The 20,940-nt window shown below is 59.4% G+C and carries 16 protein-coding genes; 6 read left to right on the top strand and 10 right to left on the bottom strand.

Annotation, left to right across the window (positions count from 1 at the left end; translation table 11 throughout):
* Positions 1–42 precede the first annotated feature (42 nt).
* Complete coding sequence (locus KYE_RS19125) at positions 43–1,230, bottom strand: GGDEF domain-containing protein (RefSeq protein WP_008176783.1); 1,188 nt, start codon at positions 1,228–1,230, stop codon at positions 43–45.
* 222 nt (positions 1,231–1,452) lie between these two features.
* Here KYE_RS19125 and ybaK point away from each other — a divergent pair, with 222 nt between their 5' ends.
* Both ybaK and KYE_RS19115 read left to right on the top strand, forming a co-directional pair.
* The gene (ybaK, locus tag KYE_RS19120; protein ID WP_008176781.1) at positions 1,453–1,935 is read left to right on the top strand and encodes a Cys-tRNA(Pro) deacylase; all 483 of its coding nucleotides are present in this window, start codon (positions 1,453–1,455) and stop codon (positions 1,933–1,935) included.
* Between the two features lie 3 nt (positions 1,936–1,938).
* Positions 1,939–3,132, top strand: a complete 1,194-nt coding sequence (locus KYE_RS19115; RefSeq protein ID WP_008176779.1) for a cation:proton antiporter — start codon at positions 1,939–1,941, stop codon at positions 3,130–3,132.
* Positions 3,133–3,231: 99 nt separating this feature from the next.
* Here KYE_RS19115 and KYE_RS19110 read toward each other — a convergent pair whose 3' ends face one another.
* From KYE_RS19110 to KYE_RS19075, 8 genes are all read right to left on the bottom strand, one after another.
* Entirely contained in the window at positions 3,232–5,475 is a 2,244-nt protein-coding gene (locus tag KYE_RS19110) for an NADP-dependent isocitrate dehydrogenase (protein ID WP_008176775.1), read from the bottom strand.
* Positions 5,476–5,959: 484 nt separating this feature from the next.
* On the bottom strand, positions 5,960–7,948 hold the full coding sequence (locus KYE_RS19105) for an acetoacetate--CoA ligase (RefSeq protein WP_008176774.1): 1,989 nt from the start codon (positions 7,946–7,948) through the stop codon (positions 5,960–5,962).
* A 16-nt stretch (positions 7,949–7,964) separates the two neighbouring features.
* On the bottom strand, positions 7,965–8,744 hold the full coding sequence (locus KYE_RS19100; RefSeq protein ID WP_008176771.1) for a 3-hydroxybutyrate dehydrogenase: 780 nt from the start codon (positions 8,742–8,744) through the stop codon (positions 7,965–7,967).
* A gap of 13 nt (positions 8,745–8,757) precedes the next feature.
* Positions 8,758–10,122: a TRAP transporter large permease gene (locus tag KYE_RS19095; RefSeq protein ID WP_008176768.1), complete on the bottom strand. Its 1,365-nt coding sequence runs from the start codon at positions 10,120–10,122 to the stop codon at positions 8,758–8,760.
* Positions 10,122–10,760: a TRAP transporter small permease subunit gene (locus KYE_RS19090; RefSeq protein ID WP_008176766.1), complete on the bottom strand. Its 639-nt coding sequence runs from the start codon at positions 10,758–10,760 to the stop codon at positions 10,122–10,124. Before KYE_RS19090 ends, KYE_RS19095 begins: the two co-directional genes overlap by 1 nt.
* A 116-nt stretch (positions 10,761–10,876) precedes the next feature.
* Entirely contained in the window at positions 10,877–11,929 is a 1,053-nt protein-coding gene (locus KYE_RS19085; protein WP_008176764.1) for a TRAP transporter substrate-binding protein, read from the bottom strand.
* A gap of 327 nt (positions 11,930–12,256) precedes the next feature.
* Positions 12,257–13,669 (bottom strand): sigma-54 interaction domain-containing protein, encoded by a 1,413-nt coding sequence (locus KYE_RS19080; RefSeq protein ID WP_014578922.1) that lies wholly within the window; start codon positions 13,667–13,669, stop codon positions 12,257–12,259.
* A gap of 142 nt (positions 13,670–13,811) precedes the next feature.
* Positions 13,812–15,917 carry a 3-hydroxybutyrate oligomer hydrolase family protein gene (locus KYE_RS19075; RefSeq protein WP_039882175.1) on the bottom strand — a complete coding sequence of 702 codons (2,106 nt, stop codon included), beginning with the start codon at positions 15,915–15,917 and terminating at the stop codon, positions 13,812–13,814.
* 354 nt (positions 15,918–16,271) lie between these two features.
* On the opposite strand from KYE_RS19075, the gene KYE_RS19070 reads away from it, so the two are divergent.
* Positions 16,272–17,183: an alpha/beta hydrolase gene (locus tag KYE_RS19070; protein WP_008176757.1), complete on the top strand. Its 912-nt coding sequence runs from the start codon at positions 16,272–16,274 to the stop codon at positions 17,181–17,183.
* 11 nt (positions 17,184–17,194) lie between these two features.
* Here KYE_RS19070 and KYE_RS19065 read toward each other — a convergent pair whose 3' ends face one another.
* Positions 17,195–17,557, bottom strand: coding sequence for a DUF6164 family protein (locus tag KYE_RS19065; protein ID WP_008176755.1), 363 nt, complete (start codon positions 17,555–17,557; stop codon positions 17,195–17,197).
* A 97-nt stretch (positions 17,558–17,654) separates the two neighbouring features.
* Here KYE_RS19065 and KYE_RS19060 point away from each other — a divergent pair, with 97 nt between their 5' ends.
* The 3 genes from KYE_RS19060 to KYE_RS19050 are packed head-to-tail and all read left to right on the top strand — an operon-like array spanning position 17,655 to position 20,937.
* A complete protein-coding gene (locus tag KYE_RS19060; RefSeq protein WP_008176753.1) occupies positions 17,655–19,064 on the top strand; it encodes a DUF2868 domain-containing protein in 1,410 nt (469 codons plus the stop codon).
* Positions 19,061–20,491: a GTPase/DUF3482 domain-containing protein gene (locus KYE_RS19055; RefSeq protein ID WP_008176751.1), complete on the top strand. Its 1,431-nt coding sequence runs from the start codon at positions 19,061–19,063 to the stop codon at positions 20,489–20,491. Before KYE_RS19060 ends, KYE_RS19055 begins: the two co-directional genes overlap by 4 nt.
* A gap of 50 nt (positions 20,492–20,541) precedes the next feature.
* Positions 20,542–20,937 carry an ectoine synthase gene (locus KYE_RS19050; RefSeq protein WP_008176749.1) on the top strand — a complete coding sequence of 132 codons (396 nt, stop codon included), beginning with the start codon at positions 20,542–20,544 and terminating at the stop codon, positions 20,935–20,937.
* Positions 20,938–20,940 lie beyond the last annotated feature (3 nt).

The following is a 20,940-nucleotide window of genomic DNA, read 5'->3' as shown; positions in this document are numbered from 1 at the left end:
AAGCGGACGTCACCTCCTCCACCTGCCGGGATACGAGTCTCACTACTGATTATGGACCTGGTCGTGCAGGTGCGCCATGGCGACACAGTTGCGGCCCCTGTCCTTTGCCAGATACATGGCTTTGTCGGCGGCGGCGCAGAGTGTCGAAGCAGTCTGCCCGTGATCCGGGTAGACCGCAACGCCCACGCTGATGGTCAGGGGCACCGCCTCGCCATTCCCCAACGGCTGCGGCTCTTCCGCCACTTTGCGCCGCAAACGCTCGGCCGTTTCCTGGGCCTCCTCCAGATCCATTTCAGGCAAAACAATCACGAACTCCTCTCCGCCAAACCGACCGATGGAATCGACGCTGCGGACGCTGCCCAGCAACAGGCGGCTGATAGCTCTGAGAACCGAGTCACCTGCAGCATAGCCGTAGGTGTCATTCACATCCTTGAAATGGTCGAAATCCACCCAGAGCACCGCCATGGGTCGCTGGTAACGTCGGGCTCTCTGAAGCTCCTCATCCAGCACCCGGGACATTTCCCGCCTGTTCAGAAGACCGGTCAGGGGATCCCGAGTGGCCATTTGCTCAAGCTCTGTCTCCAGCACTTTGCGGTCAGAAATGTCCAGAATGATGCCTTCAAGGTGGAGCGAGCCATCGTCCTCCTGAACGCCTCGTCCCCGCTCCCAGACCCAGATACGACTGCCGTCTTTTCGGGTGACCTCGTATTCCAGGGAAAACGATTCTTCTTTTTCCAGGGCCACTCTGACTTGCTCGAACAGTTGCTGATTAGAAGCGTCGCTGACCAGCGCCGCATAGCTGGTGACGCGGTTATTGACCAACTCGTCCGGTTCATAACCAGTCAACTTGGTACACCCCTGGGAGACAAATTTCATCGTCCAGTCGGGATCATACAGGCAGCGATAGGCCATGCCCGGGAGATTGTCCATCAGGATCTGGAGCTGCCGCTCGCGCTCACGGAGTGCTTGCCGTTGTCGGTGCTGGAGGTTGAGCAGGGCCCGATCCTTGGTGAGTTGGCGGAGCAACACGGAAAAGAGAATCACCCCGGTTATCAGCACAAAGAAAGAGCCTTTCCAGGTCTGGATGACGGAGAGGGTTTTCGGATCGGGAAACCATGCTTCCGCGAGAGTGTCGGAAAACGCAATCCAGGCAAAGCCGGCGATCAGATAGACCACGGCAACCCAGCCAGCGCGCCGCAGGGGTGTGCGGTTTTCGTTCAAGCTTTTCATTCCCTGAGATTTCGACGACGAAGGCTCCATGAACACCGCCATCGATGTTTGAATAATTATAATGTACGAAAAATAGTCATAACGGCGCTTTAAGTCGAGCGTCAAATGTCATGCCCGGTAAAATCCACCCGGGAATCGGGTTTTGCCTCCACGCCAGACAGTTGTTGTGATGCCGCTTAGCTGCTTTAATTCCCGGTTTCTGCCGTCTTTCAGGAGCCCAGCATGACGCCTGGCATCAACGCTGCGCGCAAAGCCTCTGTACCCCATACCATCCATGAGTACGACCACGACCCGGCCAGCGAGAGCTATGGTACCGAGGCCGCCGAGAAAACCGGCGTGGATCCCGCCCGGGTCTTCAAAACACTGGTTGTGGCCATCGACGGCAAGGAGCTGGTGGTTGCCATTGTCCCGGTGACCACCATGCTCAATATGAAACTGATCGCCCGGGCCTCAGGTGGGAAAAAAGCCGGGATGGCAGACAAACAGTTGGTCGAGCGCACCACCGGCTATGTCCTGGGTGGTGTCAGCCCCCTGGGCCAGAGAAAACAGCTGACAACCTTTATTGACGACTCGGCATTGGACTTCGACACCATATTTGTCAGCGGGGGGCGCAGAGGGCTAGAGATTGAACTTGCGCCCCGCGATCTGGCCCTCCTGACCAAAGGCGCGTTCGCTCCGCTACATTCCACCCCCCACCAGGAGTAGCCCGTGAATCACGCAACGGATCTGCTACTAATCGGCGGCACCCTGCTGCTGGCTCTTGCCGCACACGGCATCGGCCAGCGCATACACGTGCCCAGGGTTACCCTGTTGCTATTGCTTGGGGCGCTTGCCGGGCCGGAACTTCTGGATCTTCTGCCAGCAGGTGCAGACGATCACTTCGGATTCATTACCCAATTAACGCTTGCCATGGTCGGCTTCCTGCTGGGCGAGCGCATGGCAGTGAAAAACCTGTCAGAAGGCCGGGAAGCCGTGATTGTGAGCCTCGCGGTCACTCTGGTGACGGCGGCATTTGTTGCCGTTGCAGTCTGGCTTGTTACTCGTAATCTACCCGCTGCGCTGCTCCTGGGTTCCATCGCAACAGCAACAGCACCGGCAGCAACACTTGATACGTTGAAGGAAGCTGGTGCGAACGGTCCGCTGACCCGGCTGGTGTTCCAGGTCGTCGCCATTGATGATGCCTGGGGCGCCATCCTGTTCAGTATCTGCCTGGTCGGTGCACAACTGCTGCTGGGCGAAGGCGGTACCGGGCTTTCGACCCTCGGAGTCGGTCTTTTGGATGTCGGAGGGGCGGTTCTGCTGGGCACGGTCCTGGGTCTGCCTATGGCCTGGCTTACGGGCCGGCTGCGGCCCGGCGAGCCGATGTTGCTCGAGTCCGCCGGGTTTGTTTTTGTAGCCGCCGGTATCGCGTTATTTCTTGGTCTCTCCTATCTGCTGACCTGCATGACCCTCGGCATCGTGGTCGCCAACCGGGCAAGGCATCATGTGCGCCCGTTCCGCTCAATTGAAGGGGTTTCCGAGCCGTTCCTGGCCCTGTTCTTCTTTATGGCCGGCTACCAGCTCGAGTGGGCCATGCTGCCAACCCTCGGCGCACTGGGCCTCGCCTATGTTGCCGCCCGGATTGCCGGCAGGTTGGCCGGCGGACGGTTCGGCGGCTATCTGGCCGGTTCTGCATCTCATACCCGGAAACGGATCGGCGCCTGCCTCATGCCCCAGGCCGGCGTTGCCCTAGGCCTGGCACTGCTGGCCACAGAACGGCTGCCGGAACTGACGTATATTCTGCCTCTGGTCATTGGTGCAACGGTGATCTTTGAACTGGTGGGACCCCCACTCACCCTGATTCAGCTCAGGCGAGCCGGCGAAACCGGCAAAGGCTATCAGGACGAACCGGACAAGGAATGAACGCCCGGTATACAGCCATAAAAAAACCGGAGAACCCGCCAGGGTTGCCGGTTTTTTTTGAGGGCATCCGGCTGTTGAACCGGATGCTCACAGGCTGACTTACTTCACGGATGCGCGAGCTTCTTCGAGAATCCGGTTCAGCGTGGCGCTCGGCTGCATCACTTCGCAGACCTTCTCCATCGGCGGGTGGTAGTAGCCACCGATATCCGCCGGGTTGCCCTGAACCACCGTCATCTCTTCCAGGATCTTGTCCTTGTTCTCTTCCAGCCGGGCAGACAGCTTGGTGAAGAACTCCTTCAGCTCTTTGTCGCTGTCCTGGTTGGCCAGTTCCTCTGCCCAGTAGCGGGCGAGGTGGAAGTGGGAACCACGGTTGTCGAGCTCGCCGGTAACCCGGGACGGAGACTGGTTGTTTTCCAGCAAACGCTCGGTCGCCTTGTCCAGAGTCTGACCCAGCAGACGCGCGCGCTCGTTGTTCTGCTTCTCGCCCAGCTCGTCCAGGGAGACCGCAGTAGCCAGGAACTCACCCAGGGAGTCCCAGCGCAGGTGGTTTTCCTGGATCAGCTGCTGCACGTGCTTGGGTGCGGAACCGCCGGCACCGGTCTCGTACAGGCCACCGCCGTTGAGCAGCGGAACGATGGACAGCATCTTGGCACTGGTACCCAGCTCGAGGATCGGGAACAGGTCGGTGAGGTAGTCACGCAGTACGTTACCGGTCACGGAGATGGTGTCGAGGCCGCGAATCAGGCGCTCCATGGTCCAGCGGATGGCGCGAACCGGGGACATGATCCGGATATCCAGACCTTCAGTGTCGTGATCCTTCAGATAGGTGTTCACTTTCTGGATCAGCTGCGCGTCGTGAGCACGCTCGTCGTCCAGCCAGAACACGGCCGGCATACCGGTGGCACGGGCACGATTGACCGCCAGCTTGACCCAGTCACGGATCGGCAGGTCCTTGGTCTGGCATGCGCGCCAGATGTCGCCTTTCTCAACGTTGTGCTCGGTCAGCACGGTGCCGTCTTCGGCAACAACGCGAACAACACCGTCTTCCTTGATTTCAAAGGTCTTGTCGTGAGAGCCGTACTCTTCGGCTTTCTGCGCCATCAGACCGACGTTCGGTACGGTCCCCATGGTGGTGGGATCGAAGGCACCGTGGGTCTTACAGAAGTTGATCACTTCCTGGTAGATGGTGGCGTAAGTGGACTCGGGCATAACCGCCTTGGTGTCCTTGAGCTTGTTGTCACGCGCCCACATCTTGCCGGAGTTACGGATCATCGCCGGCATGGAAGCATCAACAATGACGTCGCTTGGAACGTGCAGGTTGGTGATGCCCTTGACGGAATCGACCATGGCGATTTCCGGACGGTGCTCGTAACAGGCGTGCAGGTCTTCCTGGATCTGCTCCTGCTTGGATTCCGGCAGTTGCTTGATCTTCTCGACCACGCTCGACAGACCGTTGTTCGGGTTCACGCCGATCTCGTCGAACAGCTCACCGTACTTGTCGAACAGATCCTTGTAGAAAACCTTCACCGCGTGACCGAACACGATCGGGTGGGAGATTTTCATCATGGTGGCTTTCACGTGCAGGGAGAACATGACACCGGTGTTCTCGCAATCGGCAATGGCGTCCTCGAAGAACTTCACCAGCGCCTTCTTGCTCATGAACATGCCGTCCAGAACTTCGCCTTCCTGCAGCGGCAGGTCGGCCTTCAGAACCGTCTGCTTACCCTGCTTGTTCTCGAACACGATGTTGGCTTTGGTCGCCTTGTCGAGAGTGACAGACTGCTCGCTGGAGTAGAAGTCGCCACCGCGCATGTGGGCCACGTGGGTGCGTGAGGCCGGGCTCCACTCACCCATGGAATGCGGGTATTTGCGGGCAAAAGCCTTTACGGCAGTCGGCGCACGACGGTCGGAGTTGCCTTCACGCAGAACCGGGTTAACGGCACTACCGAGAACCTTGGCATAACGGGACTGGATTTCTTTCTCTTCGTCATTTTCCGGATTTTCTTTGTATTCCGGAACGTTGTAACCCTGCTCGTTCAGCTCCTTGATTGCGGCCCGCAGCTGGGGAATGGACGCTGAGATATTCGGCAGTTTGATGATGTTGGCGTCCGGGTCCTTGGTGTATTCACCCAGTTCGGCCAGGGCATCCGGAACCCGCTGATCTTCCTCCAGATAATCCGGGAAGTTCGCCAGAATACGCGCCGCGAGAGAGATGTCGCTGGTTTCGAATTCAATACCAGCCGGCTTGGCGTAGGTTTCCAGGATGGGAAGAAGCGACCGTGTTGCGAGGGCTGGCGCCTCGTCGGTCAGTGTGTAGACAATCTTGGCTTTGGATGATGTCATTTTCGTCCTCAGGCTAATGGGTGGGTTCAGGACGGTCATGGCGGGGTCAGGCGTCTTTTGAACGTCCGACCTGAGCAATGACTGATTAGGAACTTTTGATAGGGCTACTAAGATACCATTTTTTCGTTAATTTTGGTTACGATCTTAGTATAAGAACGGACTAAAAATGCCTGATCTTCGGTTACAAGACGATGAAATGGCGGGAATTTACGAAACTTTCTAACATCGGACATTCGGGTAGAGCGGCAGAAGAACCCCTTTCCAAAACACGCTCCTAACGGCACATCCCTGTGACGCTTGGGCTCCGCCATCCCTGGCTCCGCACAGTTTTGGAAAGGGGTTCTTCTGCCGCTCACCGGGCCTCTCGGTGTGCCTCCGCGCGGTCAATCAAGGCCATTCTCGGAAGCATTTTTGTCGACAAAATCAAGAGAGTAAGTCGGATTAGCACAGCATAAACCGACAGCCTCCATCAGATTTCAGACCTTCAACTGGGCAACAGCCCAACCTCGGCCAACCGCTCCCGAATGTGATCCAACGCTTCGGGGTTCCCCAAAGCATCCCGATTGTCCGCCTTCTTCGAACCATTGATCAGACGGGCCACTGCCAATTCCACCTTTTTGCCACTGCGGGTGTACGGAATGTCGTTCACCTCCACAATGTGCTTGGGCACGTGCCGTGGGCTGGCGCCTTCGCGGATTCGACTCTTGAGCTGTTTCAGCAGATCGTCGGTGATTTCCTGGCCGTCGGCCGGAACCACCAGCAAAACCACTTCCACGTCGCCGTCGATCTGACGGCCGACAACGAGGCTGTCTTTGACCTCGGCCACGGTTTCGACCTGGCGGTAGATTTCCGCGGTACCGATTCGAACGCCGCCCGGGTTCAGGGTGGCGTCAGAGCGGCCATAGATGATAGCCCCGCCGTGCTCGGTGAACTCGATGAAATCACCGTGGGCCCATACGTCCGGGAAGGTGTTGAAGTAGGCGTCGCGGTAGCGCTCGCCATCCGGATCCTGCCAGAAGCTAACGGGCATGGATGGCAGCGGCTGACGGCAGACCAGCTCGCCGCGACCTTCACTGACCGGCTGGCCATCGTCGCCGTAGGCAACCGCGTCGACGCCCAGGAAACGGCACTGGATTTCACCGCGGCGAACAGGCAGAAGTGGCGTTGAACCCACGAAGCAGCCGCAGATGTCCGTGCCACCGGCAATGGAGCCAAGCAGGGCCTCGGGGGCGCCATCGCTGTAGACCCAGTCATAGTCTTCCGGCAACAGCGGTGAGCCGGTGGAAAACACCACTCGCAAATTGCTCTGATCCAGGGTTTTTGCGGGCTTGAGTTCGCCTTTGCGGCAGCCGGCAATGAACCGGGCGCTGGTTCCGAAGTGGGTGACCTTCTCTTCCGCAACGGTGTCCCACAGGAAGTTCAGGCTCGGGTAACCCGGAGAGCCATCAACGGTGATCACGGCGGCGCCGGTCATCAGGGCGGAGGCCTGCCAGTTCCACATCATCCAGCCACAGGTGGTGAAGTACAGGAACCGGTCTTCGGGACCAACGTCGCCGTGCAGCATCAGCTCCTTGGCATGATTGACCAGCAGGCCAGCATTGCCGTGCACGATGCACTTGGGTTTGCCCGTGGTGCCAGAGGAATACAGGATATACACCGGATGATCCGGAGGCAGAGGCGTAAAGGAAGGAGCCGTTCCTTCGCCAGCAGCGAGGGCGTTTTCCCAGGTAGTCACCAGATCGCCCGAAATCGGAGCCTCGTCTGGCAGTTGCTGGACACTGACAACCGCCTTGAGCGTTGGCAGGCCGGCAATGAGCTCGGCAAAATCCTGCTGGCGCGCAAACACTTTGCCGCCGTAGCCGTAGCCGTTCACGACGATCAGAGCTGAAGGTTCGATCTGGCCAAAGCGGTCAAGAATCGCGCCGATGCCGAAATCCGGTGAAGCGGAACTCCAGATGGCCCCAAGACTTGTAGCGGCCAGCATCCCCACCAGGGCTTCATAGCCGTTGGTAACAACACCGGCTACCCGGTCACCCTGTTTGATGCCTTTACTTCGCAGGAAGGCTTCCAGGGCACCGGCGTCGGCTTTCAGTTCGGCATAGGTGCGACGCAGCACCGGACGGGTTTCACAGTACGCCACCACGGCTTCGCGATCGCGGTGCTCACCATCTGCGAGCCTCAGCAGGTTGGCGGCAAAGTTCAGCTTCATCCCGGGGAACCATTCGGCGCCCGGCATTTCATGCTTGCCCAGTACTCTTTCAGCCGGTGTATCGCAGACAAGACCACAGTAATCCCAGACTTTTTGCCAGAAGGTTTCCAGCTCATCAATGGACCACTGGTGCAGTGCGTGGTAGTCAGCAAACGGGCCGAAGCCCTGCTGCTCCAGCCAGGCCTTGAACTGGCCCATACGGGAATTGGCCAGGGTGTCTTCCGACGGAGACCAGACTACCGGTGATTGTTCTTCATTGCTCATCCATATCTCCTGAATGTTACTGCATATGCCAGCCGTGACTGACTACGATGGACTGGCCAGTCAAAGCCGCAGAGGGGAATGCAGCCAGATGAACCGCCAACTCTGCCACGTCTTCCAGGGTCGTGAATTCGCCGTCCACAGTGTTCTTGAGCATAACTTTACTGATCACTTCCTCTTCGGAAATGCCCAGCTCCTTGGCCTGTTCCGGAATCTGCTTGTCCACCAGAGGCGTGCGCACGAACCCGGGGCAGATGATGTTGCTCCGCACCCCGTGTTCCGCACCCTCTTTCGCCACCGCCCGGCACAGCCCCAGCATGCCATGCTTGGCCGCCACGTATGGGGCTTTCAGGGGCGAGGCTTCCTGGGAATGCACCGACCCCATGTAGAGCATGGTGCCCCCGCCACTCTCGTACATGTGCTTGAGTGCCGCGCGGGTCACCAGGAATGCGCCATCGAGATGCACATTCATGACTTTGCGCCAATCGGAGTAGGCCAGCTTGTGCACCGGGTCGATGTGCTGGATGCCGGCGTTCGCGATGGCGATATCCAGACCACCCCACTGTTTAACCACAGAATTGACGTTTACGTTAACTGCATCTTCGTCAGTGACATCCATTTCAAGGGCGATGGCAGTGCCGCCGGCCTGCTCGATGGCATCTACGGTGTCCTGGGCCGCCTCGAGTGTCAGGTCAGCCACAGCGACCTTGGCGCCTTCGCGGCCGTAGGCCTCGGCAATGGCCCGGCCGATGCCGCGACCGGCACCGGTAATCAAAGCAATCCGGTTTTCCAGACGCATGGTTATTTTCTCCTTAGTCGTAAGCCACGCTGGGCAGCCAGGTCGCGATTTCCGGTACCACGAACACAATAGCCAGCGCTGCCAGCTGAATAATGATGAACGGTATAACGCCACGGTAGATGTCGGTAACGGCGATCTCCGGCGGCGCCACACCCTTGATGTAGAACAGCGCAAATCCGACCGGCGGCGTCAGGAAAGAAGTCTGCAGGCACATGGCAAACAGGATGGTGAACCAGACCAGATCAAAGCCGAGGCTTTGCACAACCGGGGCAACCAGCGGCAGGATGATCAGTGTGATTTCCACCCAGTCCAGGAAGAAGCCGAGCAGGAATACGCCGAACAGAATGGTCAGAACCACACCATAAGGGCCGAACGGCAGACCCAACAGGGCGTCCTCGATCACCTGGTCGCCGCCCAGACCCCGCAGGACCACGGAGAACGCGGTGGCACCCAGGAAGATGGCAAAGATGAACGCCGCCGTGCGCGTCGTCTGCTGCATGGAAGAGTTCAGCACGTTCAGGTTCAGTCGGCCAGACATCAGTGCCAGCAGGAGAGCACCCAGGGCGCCCACACCGGAAGCCTCCGTTGGAGTCGCTATGCCGGCAAAGATGGAACCCAGTACGCCCAGGATCAACGCGGCGGTTGGCACTACTGCCTTTGCCACTTCCCAGACGATGGCCCAGCTCACTTTTTCGGTACCTTCCGGCACCGGCGCAATGTTCGGCTGCAGCATCGGACGGATAATCGCGTAGGCCACGTACATGGCACCCAGCATAAGGCCGGGGAAGAAGGCGCCCATGAACAGGTCACCGACTGACGCCTCGGGAACCGCCAGGCGGTCGGCCATCAGAACCAGCATAATGGAGGGCGGAATCAGAATACCCAGGGTTCCGGTGGCACACGCCGTACCCACCGCAAAGCCCTTGTCGTACTTGTTCTCCATCATTACCGGCAGGGACAACATGCCGAGGAGCACTACGGACGCCCCGATGATACCGGTGGTCGCGGCCAACAGAACGCCGATAACGATGACGGTCACCGCATAGCCGCCGCGAACGGCGCCAAACAGTTTGACCATGCTGTTCATCAGTCGCTCGGCTACGCCGGACTGGTCAAGCATGATGCCCATGAATATAAACATGGGCAGTGCCACAAGGGTTTCGCTACTGACCACCTTCCAGATTCGCTCGGGCACAAGCCCCATGGAAGATTGATAATCGAACCACAGATTGGCTCCAAAATTCTCAACGGCGACGACACCAACAACGGTCCAGATAACCGCGGTGCCGCCCAGTACCCAAGCAACCGGATAGCCGGTCATCAGCAGCGCCCCGAAGGTGAGGAACATGCCGATTACAAATAGGGTTTCAAGCTCCATCAGGACGCATCCTCTTTCTTGGTCTCACCGGACTCGACCCGGATTGGCTTCGGAAAGCCGAAAAGCAAAGCCGTCACTTTCAGCAGACGGGACAGGGCCGCGACGATCAGGAGCCCAAACGACAGCGCGAGAACGCCCTTGAGAATCCAGCGGTAAGGAAGGCCCGCCGGCGCCTGACTGGTCTCGCCCTGCTCCCAGGAGCTCACGGCATAGGGAATCATTTCGTAGACCGCCAAAACCAAAAACGGCAACAACAGGAACACCAGCCCAAACAGCTCGATCCAGGCCTGGCCTTTCAACGACAAGCGCTCATGGATAACGTCCACCCGCACGTGATCATCGGTTACCAGGGTGTAGCCCAGCCCCAACAACCAGCCCGCGCCAGCCAGATGCCATTGAACTTCCTCCAGAGTGACCGACCCCATGCCAAAGGCATAGCGCCCCACCACTGCGTAGATAATCACGCCCGTGACCACAATCCAGAGCCAGGAGGCACTCTTGCCTATTGCAGAAATCACGGCGTCCAGAACCCGGCTTAGCCAGGTGGTTGGAAACTCGGTGTGATGATGAATAAATTGACCGGCGTCCGACGCCGATGCATGCACCTCGGGCGGAGAGCCTTTATCAGACACTGTCATACAACAGTTCCTCGTTCAGAAAGCCTGCCGTGAAACAAGGATGGCCCCGCAGGGCCATCCAGACTAAATCAAAGGGCACCGGCATTGCGTCCGGTGCCCAGGGTCAGCCCCGAACCTTACAGGTCCGCCGGAACGTAGGCGCGGGTATCCCACACCTTGTAGGATTCCATGAACTCCTGCTGGCTTTCGTAAACACGCTTGAAGTCAGCATCCTTGGAAGCTTCTTCTTCGAGCACTTCCTCGGTTACTTCCCTCAGCTTGAGCAGAACGTCGCGGGGGATCTGGTCAGCCTGAACGCCTTTGTCCTGGAACTCGGCCAGAACCTTGCCGTTCTTGTACTCGCCCTCGGCCAGACCACGGGTGGTTGCCGCAGTGCAGGAAGCCTCAACCAGCGCCTTCTGTGCCTCGGTGGCACGTGCCCACTCGTCCTTGTTGATCAGCATGTACTGGGCAGTGAACTGCTGGTGCCAGCCCGGGAACAGGTTGTACTTGACCACCTGGTTGAAGCCCAGGATCTGATCGATGGCTGGCATGGAGAATTCGGTGGCATCGATGGTGCCCTTCTCCAGTGCCTGGTAGAGCTCGCCGCCAGGCATCATGGTGACAGAGGCGCCCAGTTTCTCGAGAACCTTACCACCGAGACCGGCGAAGCGGATCTTCAGGCCTTTGTAGTCTTCCAGTGTTTCGATGGGCTCGGAATACCAGCCGGCTGTCTCGGGCCCAATGATACCGCACAGCTGAGCGTGAACGTTGAAGCCCTTGTTGGCATAGGTTTCCTGCAGCATTTCATGACCGCCACCGTAGTAGTACCAGCCGATATAGGCAGGCGGCTTCATGCCGAAGGGAACAGCGGCAAACAGGGGAATCGCAGGCACTTTGCCCTGGTCGTAACCGATCCAGGTGTAACCGGCGGAAACCTTGCCGTCTGAAACAGACTGCAGGATATCGAACGGCGGAACCAGCTTGCCGGGCTCATAAACACGGACCTGGATGCTGCCATCAGAAGCGGTAGTGAGGTTGTCTGCAACCCAGGCGGCGGGAGAACCGAGGCCCGGAAGGTTGGTTGCGAAGGCTACGGGCATTTTCCAGCGCAGATCTTCTGCAAACGCAGAGCCCGTGGTAAGAGCGATCGCACCGGCCACACCGGTGAGAGCCTTGAGAAGTTTCATTGGCAAGTCTCCTAACTTTGTTGTTTTGTCTGGCCTGGCGGCTTACAACCAGAAAGGCCTGAACTGAGTATAGTCAGAGAATGCAGGAACAGACGGACAGGGTAATGTTTGGGGTCCAACAGTTAGCGTCAGTCTTGTTCTGTGCATTGTTCTGACGTCCTGCGCCTCGGATATAGCAGACACTATGCCATGTTAATTTTATTGATATATTTCAGCTAGTTATAAAATACGGCCGGGGCCGGCACGAGGGAAAGTGTCCGGAATCGAGGACATCATTAGACGTCAGTCGTAAGGGATTGTACGGATGGGCAGACAGTCGTCCGGATTTCAGGACAACTTGGCCAGTTTCTCGTACAGAACAGATCGGGATATACCCAACAGCTTGGCAGCCCGGGTACGGTTGCCACGGCTTGCCACCAGAGCTTCTTCGATGGCCTGGGCCTCTGCCTCGGCGAGTGTCTGGGACAACGGCCTCACCGGTTGCGGCGCCAGAGAAGACACCGGACGTGTCCCGGCTCGGGGCAACACCTTGAAAATAGCGTCGGCATCGAGCAAGCCGCCTTCCTCGCCCATGGTCATTGCCCGCTCAAGAACGTTGCGCAACTCGCGGATATTGCCCGGCCAGTCATAACTGCCCAGCGCCGAGACGCCAGCATCCGTAATCTCACCACGCAACTCCAGACCCTCGCAGATCTCTTCAAGAAGCGCTTCGCAGAGCACACCGAGATCCGCCAGCCGATCCCTCAAGGGTGGGATGGGGATTTCCAGGACATTAAGGCGGTAATAAAGATCGGAGCGGAAAGTACCTTCGGAGATCATGACCTCAAGGTTTCTGCTGGTGGCAGCAATAACCCGAACATCCACCGAAACCACCTTGTTGGAGCCCAGCGGTTCAATCTCTCCCTCTTGCAGGGCCCGCAGCAGCTTGGCCTGCAGTGGCAACGGCATGTCACCCACTTCGTCAAGAAACAGGGTGCCACCGTTGGCCAGTTGAAACTTGCCTTCCCGCGTGCGGCGATCGGCACCGGTGTAGGCGCCGGGTGCGACGCCAAAGAACTCGGCCTCAAGGAGGTTGTCCGGAATGGCGGCCACATTCACTCCCACGAATGGTTTCTCCGCACGTCCCGAGACCGTGTGAATCGCCTGGGCGAGCACTTCCTTGCCGGTGCCTGTCTCACCAAGCAATAGCACCGGCATGTCGCGACCGGCCGCCAAGCGCGCACGACGCTTGACCTCCAGCGCTGCCGGGCTGGCACCAACGAAATCACCGAGGCTGTAGCGAGTACCTCGTGCCTTTTTCGCCAACGCCTTGCGCGCGGCCGCCAGATCCTGGTGGAGCCGACGGTATTTCGACACCAGTGGCGTCAGGGGCTGAAGGTCGTCGTAAAGTACAAAGGCCACGGCACCGACGATTTTTCCGTTGTCGTCGTAGTACGGCAGGCGCGTTACCACCAACTGTTGCTGGTTGTGCTCCATGATGTCCAGCAGCAGGGGTTTACCGGTTTCGACCACTTCGGGCATTCGGGTGTGAGGGATTAGCTGGCGCACCGGTTTGCCGATGATGGTAGACGGATCGCCCAGGCCAAGAAGATGGGAGTAGCTGCTGTTAATCCAGGTAATCCGTGCATCGCAGTCCACGGCGATGGCACCGGCGCTGGCTTCCTCGAACATGGGAAACAGGGCTTCGATCAGGTCTCTGGTCAGGCCACTTTTATTGTTGTCAGAAAACAGCTGTGTCATGTACCGCGCACCAACGGGTCGAATGTCATTCATCTGGATAACCCTCGCACCCGACAGGCCGGGTGCAGTGACGGAAGTATATGGGGCCCCCGGACCGGGGGCAAACGAAGCCGGCCCCGCAACGGGCCGGCGCGTGTCACACTTATTCCGGGATCCGGACCTGGTTGTCAGTAAAGACAATCCGGTCGCCGGCATCCGGCGCGGGATTGATCGCCGGCAGGTTGACCTCCGCCAGCGGTGTTGTGATAGCCCCCCGTGGCACCGTCCGGACTACCTGGCTTGGCGGCAACGCCTGCTTTTCAGTCAGATTCGCCCAGACCAGGTCCAGCGCCTGGAAATAATAGTGGTGCAACGGCACATACCGGTCAGCAACGCCCGGGAACCCATTAAGTACGTCCAGATGATGCGCGTTCAGGATTTCGTAGTACCGCAGGTTGCTTTTCTTTCCTTCCACTCGCTGGTTCAGGCCAAAATAGGGCCGGGAGGTGTGGTTGATGGGTAGAATCGCATCGGCACGGCCGGTCACGAAAACCGTCGGCTTGCCCTGCAGATCACCCGAGGCACGGACTTCGGCGATACCCTCGGCAATAGCCGTTGCCAGCTCGGCGTCAGAGCCCTGCAGATCAGCTCCGCTGACGGGGTCGCTGCCCTGGGCAAGGCTACGAAGGCACAACAGTGCATCCAGGCCATAGTCCAATTGGTTGGTACTTGGTGAAGCACTGGCAGGCAGATTGGTGGGCTGACCATCGGCACCATCGTAGACGATGTTTACGCCGGCCGACGGCGGAATGCCATTGCTGACAGAGAACAGAGCGGCCTCTACCCCCGGCGCTATCGGAGCCACTGCCCCGGCGCCATCCACTGCCGCCAGGCTGAGATCACAGACACGATCCTCGACACCGGCGCGACCATAAGCATTGGCATAGGTCATAGAAATACTCTGGGCTACGGCGAGCCCGAAGTGCACCGGCGCCAGCAGATTCTGCTCCGGCTGAATACCAAAGTCCTCGTTCAGGATGCGCAGCGCGTCTGTGGCTCGGTCATCCAGCGTGGCACCACTCACCAGCCCCTTGTTGGCAAGGGAGTTACAGATATTCTCGCCGATTGCAGGGGGATTGAAGGTGGCGTTCAATGGCGCATCGTCCCGGATCGCCGGCGCCTGGTTGGCACAGCCCTGATAGACGGCAAGGGCCGTGGTGTAATCCAGCAGGCTGCGGCTGTGCTCGGTAATCTCCAGGCCCTCGCCCTGGCGTATGGTGAAGCTCCGGTCCACCTGCGGGTTCACGTTGGGCTCGGACACCGCCACGCCATCGATAAGGCCCTTCGTATCCTGCTCGGCTGCACGGACGGAAGAACCACCACCGTTGGAGACACTGGAGGCAATGACCACGGTGTTTTTGGGTTTGATGGTCAGCAGCGTTTCGCCGTTGCCCAGCTCACGGCCAAACTTCTCGTTCAGCACGTAAAACCCGAATTCAATGGACTGCAGTACATGCTGGCCCCAGTCGGCTTCCGGATTGGCTCTGGAGTGAGCGTGCTTCCAGGCAAACCGATCCGGCCAGGCGCTGTCGAAATCCGCTCGCTGCCCATCGGTCAGGTCGGCCCGGAACTGCACTGGTTCGACATCGGAGGTGAGCGTGCCATCAATCCGCTGGGCGGTGTTTGTAGCCAGGTTATGGGAACCTGTTCCTGTGCCCTTGTCGGTGTATACGACAGCACACCCTTTTTTCAGGCCCCACTCGCCGGCCGTACCGATAGCACCGTAGATGCCACGGGAGCCGGAGGACGGCGCCGTGACCATGCAGGGTCGATCCGGGTCAAAGCTATCGGGCACCTGAGCCATCACCGTAACCGGCACGTCGGTTCCGGGCACTGACATGTAGGCAATGAATTCTTCACCCGCAATCAGGCCTTCACCGCTGGCGTTAACCTGCGGACCAAAGAAGGTCCCATAACCGCCTCCGGGGGCGGTATCCACCAGTGCGCGATAGTTGTTATAGATCGCCAACCGTCGAAGTTCTGCAGCGGTAGGGTTCAAAGGGTCTGCGAATGCAGGCCCGGGCGCACTGGCCAGACCGCTGGCACCCAGGCCCGCAGTAAGCAGGTCATCGGTAATACCGTCGTAGCTGGTCTGACTGATATCGCCCTGAATGAAATCGGGGATTTCGTTGAACGGTGGATTATCCTTGCAGGCTGAGAGGGTCAACCCCGTGGCGCCGATCAGGGCGCAGAGCATTATTCGTTTCATGATCGTTCCTTGTTTGTTGTTGTAAACGAACAGACCAGGCCGCAAGCCGGGCCCCGGGAACGCCATGCGCATCCTGTGCCAATTGGCTATGTCTATGATTTATAAAAATTAAATTTACCTCTTACTTGAGCCTTAGAGAATAATTCCGGATTTCCGGACAGCCCCGGGGCCGGCAATCATCGAAAAACACGCCTATTGCGAGCCTTGCAGAGATTGTCCTTGAAACCGGACACTGTACTGAATGTCAGACAATGGAGTCTGGATAAGGCAACCCGCCCCGTACCGGCATCCATCAATATCAGTCTGTCGTAAATTTGGTGTGAAACCTCAATTCGCCTGAAAAAGGAGAGCCCAGTGCCCGGTTACCGAACAGGGGGCAGACGGGGTGGGTTGGTCGGCGTGATTGGCAGCCTGCTGTTGCTGGCCGGGTGCGCGACCCACCACAATGCACCAGAGAACGCGGCCTTGCCGGGAGAACAATCCTTTCAGGTAGAGCGCAATGTACAGTTCTCCCCCGATAACTGGCCACAACGACTGTTCGCCGACCTTTACCTGCCCGAAAACGGGGCCTCAGGGCATCGCCATCCGGTGGTCCTGATGGTTCACGGGGGTGGCTGGCAACGACGGTCCCGTGAAGACATGGCCTGGATCGCGGAAGAAGTGGCCAGCCGCGGTTTCGCGGTGCTGAACATCGACTACCGGTTTGCACCGGAATACACCTTCCCGGCGCAGCTGCATGATCTCCAGCTCGCCCGCCAGTGGTTGAACGAGCATGCCGACAAATACCGCCTAGACCGCAAGCAAGTCAGTGGTTTCGGGTTTTCATCCGGCGCCCATCTGATTGCCCTGCTGGCCCTGGTGGCAAGCTCCGACAGCGAGCTGAACCAGCCCTACGGCGGGCCGGAGTCCCGGCTGCACGCTGTTGTCGCCGGCGGCTTGCCGTCTGACCTCATGGCGTTCGGTTCGAGCAAGTTGATCCGGCAGTTCCTCGGTGGCGAGCAGCAGGCGATGCCGGACACCTATCGCAGTGCCTCACCGATCAGTCACGTGACGGCCAACGCACCGCCCTTCTTCCTGTTTCACGGCGCCGTGGACATGCTTGTGCCCTTCAGCCAGGCCGAACGTTTCCGGGACGCACTCGCAAGTCATCAGGTATACAGCGAACTCTATGAAATGCATCTGCGAGGACATGTCACCAGCTTTCTCACAGCCGGCGATGCGGTTGACGAGGCAATCGCATTCCTCGACCGAAAGAAAAGCAACTGATTGCCGGGTCGCTATCCGATCCGGATGAACGGCAGCAGGCTCAGACCCATGATGACCAGAATGGCAATGCAGGCCGCCAGAGTCCGGATTGGCCTCTGCCTGAGCATGAACCAGAAACCGCCGGATTCGCCCCGGGCCAGGTGCTCCTCGTAGGCCTGTCGCTGGGTTTCATAGCGTTGCCTCTGATACTCATCCAGCAGCGCCCTGGCCCTGGCCGCCTCATCGTCGTCGTGCACCCAGAAACCGCCCATGCTGATGCCCCAGCGGCTTGGTGGCGTCTCGTAATAGGCTACCTCGTGGGCATCAAACAGGGCCCGGATTTCCTCGGCCTCGTCATCGGGTACATGGCGCAGGTTCATCAGATGGTGGGGCATGGACTCTCGTTGTCTGGTATCAGGTGCGGGTATCCCTATATCCTAGCACTAAAGCCCGACGGGGCCCGACAGCCCGAATTCGACACCGGAACCCTGAATGACCGACAACCCCCTCCGATTGCTGCTGGAGTTTGACAGCCAGGCGCAACGGGACAGATCACAGCCGCCTACCTTCCTGCATCGACGCGATCGCAAGTTTGCTCTCGTCTGTGAAGAGCAGGGCGAGGCCCCGGACGCGGCCCGCTGGCTCGCCCACCTGAACCGCCTCAGCGGTCCCCGGGCAACCCCGACATCCGCGGACCGGACACTGGCATCGTGGCGCCGGATCAACGGTGGTTTTGCAGTGTCAGGCGCGGTCGCGGGCACGCTGGCGATGGCCGGGCTGCTGTTCTATGACGGCGGCCAGCGCATCAACATCACGGTTTTCCTGGCGTTCGTGTTGCTGCACCTGATATTCGCCCTGTTCACCACCGTGCAAGCCATGGCCGGATGGCAGCCCTGGCGCTGGTTGGCGCATCGATTGGGGGTCAACCCGGGAGATGGCGCCTTCACCAGGCTTCAGCCTGCCCTGATGGCCAGAGCGGCTCACCTGGGCGGCATTGCGTTCGCCATCGCAGGGCTGTTTACCCTGCTGGCCATGGTCGTCTTGCAGGACCTCGCCTTCGGCTGGAGCACCACGCTGGACACTGCCGCCACCAGCTATCACGGATTGGTAAAGGCCATTGCGACGCCCTGGGCCTGGCTCTGGCCTGCCGCGGCCCCGGATCTTGCGCTGGTCGAGGCGACGCGTTTTTTCCGGGCCGGTAACCCAACGGCAAGTCCTGACCCGGCCCTCTGGGGCCTGTGGTGGCCGTTTGTGGCCATGATGTGGGCAACCTGGGTTCTTCTGCCAAGGATAATTCTCTGGGCGTGTGCGTCCGTGCAGGCCCGGCAAAAATCCCGGCGCCTGCTCACCAGTCATCCAGCCATGCACGCCCTGCTGTATCGCATGGAAACACCCGCCCTGGACACTGGCAACAGCCATCATGACGCCGACGATCTTCCGGACACCGACACTCGAGGCAACCTGCTACCACTGCCCGACAGCGACATTCTGTTGTGTTGGGCCGGCGCCGGTGAACCGGAATTGCCAGAGTCGCTTCGGTCAGGCAAGCAGCTCGTGCTCACGGCCGGCGGCAGCGCCAGCCTTTCGGACGATGATCAGGCTCTGCACCGGATCGCCGAGCATCTGAAAAACAACGCCAAGGCAGTCATCCTGCTGGTTCGCTGCTGGCAACCCCCGACCGGCGAGCTTCAGGACTTCCTCGCGGCCGCCCGGGACATCTGGCCCGACAACGCCAGGGTCGCGCTGGTGCCACTGGCCACGGACAGCAATCAGCAACCCGATGCCCACCAGATCCAGCCCTGGCTGCGATTTGCCCAAAGGTTGGGCAGCGAGTTCGTCCAGGTGTCTCTGCCCCCATTCCAGATGCGGGATCCCTACACAGCCATCGGGGACGGGTCATGACTCAGATACCCACGTTTGCGGTCGTCGGACACCCGAACAAGGGTAAATCCAGCGTGGTGGCGACCCTGTCCCAGAACGATGCCATTGCCATTGCCCTGGAACCCGGCACCACACGCAGGCATCAGGCTTACCCGCTGAAGGTGGACGGCCAGACCCTCTACACTCTGGTCGACACGCCCGGATTCCAGCGGCCGAGACGGGTAATGGAGTGGCTGGAAGCTCACAGTGTCTCCGTCTCTGATCACGCAGACACCGTCAAAGCCTTTGTGGCACAGCATGAGGGGGACGGCCGATTCACCGATGAATGTGAGCTTCTCAGACCGCTGATTGAAGGCGCCGGGATCATCTACGTGGTGGACGGCTCGGTGCCCTACAGCGCAGAGCACGAGGCAGAAATGACCATCCTGCGCTGGACCGGCCGCCCGAGCCTGGCCCTGATCAACAGCATCGGTGCCGACGACTACAGTGATACCTGGCAGGCCGCGCTGGGCCAGTTCTTTCAGGTTGTCCGCCGTTTCGACGCTGTTCGCGCCCCATTCGAGCAACATCTGGGCCTTTTACGGGCTTTCGGACAACTGGAGCCGGACTGGGAAACACCACTGGAACAGGCCACTCACTACCTGTCCGCCCAGCGGCAGCAGCGCCGCCATCAGGCCGCAGTACTGATCGCCAGGACACTTGAGAGCATGATGTCCTACCAGGAAAAACGGACGCTTACCGCCGGCCAGGCTGCAGAAACCAGTGACGGCTCCCTGGCCGAACAGCTGCGGGAACGTTGGTATCGTCACCAGCGCAAGCGGGAACAGACCCTGCGCGTGGATATCGAACATCTTTATCAGCACCAGCGCATCCGTCGCCAGGAAGCCGAACTGGAGTGGCACAGCGAACACGACCTGTTCTCGGAAGACAGCCGCAAAGCCTGGGCGGTCAGCAAGCGCTACCTGGCCACCGCCGGCTTCGGCGCGGGCGCCGTCAGTGGCGCCGGAATCGACGCGCTGACCTTCGGCTCCTCCCTTGGAACCGGTGCTCTGGTGGGCGGTTTGATCGGTGCTGCCGGCAGCTATTTCTACGGCGATCGGCTGGCCTTGCCGGCGCTGAGTATCGGCGTGCTCAGGGACGGATTGAAAACAGCCACCTTCGGTCCTGTACAGGACAGCCAGTTCGGCTATGTTGTATTGGGAAGGGCCGTGGATCACTGGTGGCATATCTCCCATCGGAATCACGCTGGTCGCGACCTGCTGGACCTTGAGCCAGCAGACCATCACTGGCTCGAGCGACTTGAAAAATCGAGCCGACAGGAAATTCAGAAAGCCTTCGACAAGTGCCGGAAACGGCGCCCCCTGGATGAACGGCAGCGGGAAAGATTCGCCACCTCGCTCGAACAGGCCATGGCCGTTTACGACGATTGGCGGTTGAACCGCACCTGAAAGGGATGTTTATACTAAAAGGCTATTCCATCACACAATGAGGAATGCTCATGAAAATCGTACGAGTGCAAGACATTATCGGTACCGAGCGGGAAGTCACCGGACCAGGGTGGACAAGCCGCCGCATGCTGCTCAAGAAAGACGGCATGGGCTTTTCCTTCCACGAGACCATCATCCCTGCCGGGGCCGAGTTGAACCTCTGGTACAAGCATCACCTGGAAGCCGTCTATTGCGTTGCCGGCAACGGCAAGATCCTGGACAAGGCCACCGGTGAAACCCACGAGATCACTGACGGAACCCTGTACGCACTCGACAAGCATGACCAGCACACCCTGTACGGTGGCACCGAGGACATGCGACTGATCTGTGCCTTCAATCCACCGGTTACCGGCCGTGAAGTCCACGACGAAGACGGAGCCTACCTGCCGGACACCAGCGAAGACTGAATC

This window comes from Marinobacter manganoxydans MnI7-9, from assembly GCF_000235625.1.
In the GTDB taxonomy this organism is placed as follows: Bacteria; Pseudomonadota; Gammaproteobacteria; order Pseudomonadales; family Oleiphilaceae; genus Marinobacter; species Marinobacter manganoxydans.
The sequence above is the reverse complement of the archived record's forward strand: the minus strand, read 5'-3'. Positions and strand labels throughout refer to the sequence as shown.